Source organism: Paramaledivibacter caminithermalis DSM 15212 (assembly GCF_900142245.1).
In the GTDB taxonomy this organism is placed as follows: Bacteria; Bacillota; Clostridia; order Peptostreptococcales; family Caminicellaceae; genus Paramaledivibacter; species Paramaledivibacter caminithermalis.
The window spans coordinates 1-4,975 of sequence record NZ_FRAG01000108.1; the positions used below are offsets into that span (position 1 = coordinate 1).

A 4,975-nucleotide genomic window follows, 5' to 3' on the forward strand; every position below is an offset into this window, starting at 1 on the left:
AAATTAAGTTTTACTATGGGAAATCTATATTAAAAGCCTAGATTTCAACTAATCTAGGCTTTTATATATCCCAGTAATTTAGGTATTAAATTTCATTGTTCTCATAATAGCTTTATGTTACTATTTCAAGATTTTCTTCTTCCATTGAATCTTGTTTATTTTCTTTATTCCCAGTATTAACTAGATAAACAGCAAAAATCACTAACACTCCTCCTATAATCTGGTAAACAGTTATATCCTCCTTTAGTATAAAATAGCTTGCCACTACAGTTATAGCTGGAAGCAAGTTCAAAAATAGTGATGTTGTAGAAACCCCTAAGTGATTCATTGCATAAATATATAGATAATACGCTATTGCAGAACAAAATACTCCTAAATACATAACATTAAATATAATTACATTACTTACTAAATCCCAATTAGTAGTTTCAAATATTGCAAAAGGAATTAAGAAAAGTGTACCAAATAGGGTCTGAAAATATACTATAGCTATTTGTGAATATTTTTTATATAAAGGCCTTGTTATAATAGTGTAAACTACCCATGCTAGAACTGCTCCAAACATTAGTAAATAACCCTTCAACGAATTTGAAGAAGTCCCTCCTATATTAATACCTACTATAAAATAAACTCCTATAAACGATACAATAACACTTATTATTTTTTTTGCTGTTAATTTAACTTTAAAAACTATTATTTCAGCAATTAATGTGAAAATAGGAATGACTATGATAATTATGGATGTAGAAGATACTGCTATCATGCTTATTGCGTTATTTTCAAAATAAAAATAAATAGTTACTCCAATAAAGCCTGATAAAGCAAAAATTGGTATATGTGACACAGGGACGTTTCATATGTCATATGCGACACAGGGATGTTTCATCTGCATAGAGAAAGCAGTCAGAAAAGACATGCGAAACGTCCCTGTGTCGTCGAAACGTCCCTGTGTCGTATAGAATATCTAGCAATGTCAAGATCCACATACTTCCGTGAAAAAAGAGAGCAGTAAACTTGCTTGGAACGTTTACACCCTCGTTCAGCATAACTTTTTTAATTGTCCTTAACAAAGGATACATTTAATTTTGAGACAGCCCTTTTTTAACCTTTGTTGACAGTATCCATAATTTGTTTCATTTTGGCTGTTTCCTTTGCAATTATAATTATAATGTCTTTATAGCTTACACTTAAGTTAGTACTTTTAATAGTATTTGTATTTAAATTAATATCTAGTATTTTATTATCTAAAGTTAATTTTCTGATATAGTTAGTATATTTAGGTAAATTTTTATAGGATTTTTTATTAGTCTTTATTTCATTTTCTATATTTATATTCATTTCTTTTAATATTTGATATAAATCGTGTTTTATAAAGTTGTAAATTTGATTTGTGTTTTCATCTATAGGTTTTGGAAAATCCATATCATAAGTTGTTTTCACTATATCATTAAATTGAGATATTATGAAATCACTATTTTCTTTACTTACAATATTTTTGTCAATCATAGGCTGTATCTCTCTTATATATTTATCTAGAGTAGTCAACAAATAAATAGTATTATTAGCATATATTTCATAAGTCTTCTCAACGGATAAATCTTCCTGCTCATTACTGTTTTCAATGGATAACTCTTTTTGTCTATTATTATTGAAAGTGTAATATATCAAGGATACTGCAATTAAAAAGATTACCAAATATGTAATTTTGTTTTTGTTTATCTTCATTATAATCCACCTTCCATTATAATTTACCTAAAATATAATCAATTGCTATAAACAATATTACCACTACTATATGTAAAAAACAATAAAAAATGTAAAATTATATATGCTAGCAAGTTTTTTTGAATGGTAATTATGCAATTTGCTCATTTAATTAAACTAAACAAAATAGAAAAATATGGACAAAAACGAACAAATTTGATAATATGTAAATAAATACAAAATACAAAAGAAAGGGTGGCGTTTATGAAGAAAAGATTAACAATTTTTTTGGTGACACTTTTAGTATTTAGTACAAGTACAGCAGCATTCGCGACTGATTATGTTACAGCACTTTATGGAGGAGACATTAGTGGTTCTGATTGTGTTGATTTTGCAAATGCTATGGATGGATTATCAGGCTGGGGTAAAAAAGTTGTAGATACAACTGCAACAGTTAAACAATTTAAAGATGGCGATAGCACTTCTACATTTTTATATTGGTCAGGTCATGGACTAACTAGTGGAAAAATGAGTTGCTATGGAATAGATTCAGGTGGTAGTTCAAGTGACTATATAAACTACTCTGACTCCGAAGCTCCGATAATGTATGATGAGATAGGAGATGATGTTTCCTATGATTCTACCTATGGGTATTTTTACAGTAATTCTGTTTGGAATAGTAAAGCCAAATATGTGGTTTTAGCGGTCTGCAATCAAATTGGAACATCAGATTCGCTAACAAAGTCATGGTTAAGGACTATGCTAGGAAAACCGAATAGAGTAAATATGATTTTGGGATATGCTGGTACAGGCCCTGGTGGATGGGTGAGTTCAGAAGGTGACTACAGAGATGATCTAATTGCAAAAGATTTTGTGAAAAATATGAAAAATGGTATGAGAATCAGAGATGCATGGTATGATGCAAACAGAGGATGGGGGATTAATTATTCTTCATCAATATATAATGATGAAGCTAAATATGACAAGATAACCTCTATGTCTGACCTTACTACAAGCAATAACAAATCACCAGATATGATTCTTGAAGTGAATGGAAGTGTACAATCTCTATCTATAGATAGTTCTATAAAGAAAACAGACATAAAAACATTTGATAACAATTATAAGGTGAAAAGAAAAAGAAAGATTATAAGTGATAATGTACTTAAATCATATACTAAGTTTTATTTCAATAGTGATAATCTTGAATCATCAATAGAAGATTTAACCACTTTTTTAAGAAAAAAGAATGTTTTACCAGAAGATGCTACATATGATAGTGTTGATATAATTAACTTAATAACCTTGCAAAAAGGCGGTGAAGAATACTCAATTTCTGATGGTCCAAGAACACAAAGGTATGTCATTAAATATTCTCAAACTTTCGATGATACCAAAATATCAAATTTAAAAGACGGTAGCTATATAAATGTATATATTGAAAATGGTGAAATAAATATGATCGATATTAATTGGCTTGACATTGATGGGACTTCTAAAACAAAGAATAACAATAAAATGATTGATAAGAAAACTGCTAAAGATAAAGCTGATAAAATGGTTGAACAACATTATGTTGATGAAAATAAAAGTAAACCTAAATTTGAGGATTGTGAAATCGTATATTATTGTGATTCGGAAAGTAATTTGGTTCCTGGATGGAGAGTATCGTATGATGGATTAGTATTTACAATCCCAGCTTATGAGGAATAATTAAGTTAAATCACACCAATTTTATAGATTTATTAAGTTATGTGTGTATGATTTATACCCAAAAGATATTAAATACATTTTTAACAGTAAAATGAATTTTATGTGCTTTTGGAGTTTTAAGGAATTACTTCAAATAGATTCTTGAAACTATTTAGTTAATGTTTGTTTTACAGAAATACTGTAATACTAATTATAGAGGGGACAGTTAGCGGTCTCCTCTATATTATATAATAAAAATTTAATTTGAACTTATTTATTTTCTTTAGAAAAATGTCTTGTAATTATATCAACCATATCTGTTAACAATTCCATTTTGGTGTCTTTCAATCAGAAATCAGGTAGTATCTGTTTAATTTTAGTATAATGTATAATTTAAAAAGAATTTAAGAGTAAATAATCAGTGTTAGTGTAATGTTGAAGCTATTTTTACAAGGATTGCAACAATTGCAGTCAATAAGATTTAGAACTTATTTATGACAGAATAGAATCAATTGTCCAAAATTAGAACTTCTTGAAACAAAAATGAAGTATAACTATTATTCAATAGTCAGTAGTCTCCTTTGTATTTGAATAGATGGAAATTATATTTTGTTGAGGTTATTAATTTTTTTCAATAATTAAAAACTAGTGATATCTTATGTTGATACTTAAGCTATTAGCAATTTTAAAAGGATTTCTTGTCTTGTATTTTTTTATCAACTTCCTTTAAAATATAATTGGTTACAAAATTGCCCGCTTTAAATGGCTCGTAAGTAAAGAGCAACCATTACTGTATTACTCAGACATAACTTCCACGTCAAATTCTTCCATGAAATAATCAGTAGTCACATTAAAAATTTCAGCTAGTCCTTTAACCACCTTAATATTTTTAGGGAATAATTTACCTTTTTCATAATGTAAGCGTCAATTCTTCCCCACGTATCAATAACGTAATAGTCATGATATAATCTCCACAAGGAAGTTTAAGAATGAGTAATAATGATAGATTAATATGGGAAAAACGAATCAAAGAATATAAGGATAGTGGACTATCAGGAGCACAGTGGTGTAGAGAGAATAATCTTAGCTATCATGCATTCAAATATTGGCATTATAAAATAAGCGATAAATTAAGAAATAAAGAGTATTTGAAACAAAATAGAGAGAGGATATTTGATAAAAATCTGTTAAAAGAAATAATGAGGACTTTATCAGAGTTATGCTAAGGCATTTACCCAGCAAAGTATATTTATCCTGCTCTAGTACTGATCTTAAAAAATCTATAGATGGTCTAGCAATTATTGTTCAGGAAAACTTTAAACTTAATCCATTTGACAATGCTTTGTTCGTTTTTTGCAATCGCAAAAGAGAAAAAATAAAGATTCTGCATTGGGAACATAATGGATTTTGGCTCTATTACAAGCGCCTTGAAAAAGGTGTATTTAAATGGCCAAGTTCATCATCTAAAAAAACTCTTTGCATAAGCCCAAGAGAACTTTCATGGCTTCTTGACGGTCTGTCTCTACATCAAAATACTGCTCATAAAAGTGTAACACAGCGTGTAATTATATAGTCAAGA

At 28.5% G+C, this 4,975-nt stretch carries 5 protein-coding genes; 3 read left to right on the forward strand and 2 right to left on the reverse strand.

Annotated elements, in window-relative coordinates; genetic code table 11:
• Nucleotides 1-112 precede the first annotated feature (112 nt).
• Both BUB36_RS18410 and BUB36_RS18415 read right to left on the reverse strand, forming a co-directional pair.
• Entirely contained in the window at nucleotides 113-844 is a 732-nt protein-coding gene (locus BUB36_RS18410) for a DMT family transporter (protein WP_073153705.1), read from the reverse strand.
• Nucleotides 845-1,101: 257 nt separating this feature from the next.
• The gene (locus BUB36_RS18415) at nucleotides 1,102-1,725 is read right to left on the reverse strand and encodes a hypothetical protein (protein WP_073153707.1); all 624 of its coding nucleotides are present in this window, start codon (nucleotides 1,723-1,725) and stop codon (nucleotides 1,102-1,104) included.
• A 243-nt stretch (nucleotides 1,726-1,968) separates the two neighbouring features.
• Between BUB36_RS18415 and BUB36_RS18420 the strand changes: the two genes are divergently transcribed.
• The 3 genes from BUB36_RS18420 (at nucleotide 1,969) to tnpB (ending at nucleotide 4,969) form a co-directional block, all read left to right on the forward strand.
• The gene (locus BUB36_RS18420; protein WP_073153709.1) at nucleotides 1,969-3,417 is read left to right on the forward strand and encodes a hypothetical protein; all 1,449 of its coding nucleotides are present in this window, start codon (nucleotides 1,969-1,971) and stop codon (nucleotides 3,415-3,417) included.
• A 968-nt stretch (nucleotides 3,418-4,385) separates the two neighbouring features.
• Nucleotides 4,386-4,622, forward strand: a complete 237-nt coding sequence (tnpA, locus tag BUB36_RS18425) for an IS66 family insertion sequence element accessory protein TnpA (RefSeq protein WP_073153711.1) — start codon at nucleotides 4,386-4,388, stop codon at nucleotides 4,620-4,622.
• Entirely contained in the window at nucleotides 4,616-4,969 is a 354-nt protein-coding gene (gene tnpB / locus BUB36_RS20720; protein WP_073153714.1) for an IS66 family insertion sequence element accessory protein TnpB, read from the forward strand. Before tnpA ends, tnpB begins: the two co-directional genes overlap by 7 nt.
• Nucleotides 4,970-4,975 lie beyond the last annotated feature (6 nt).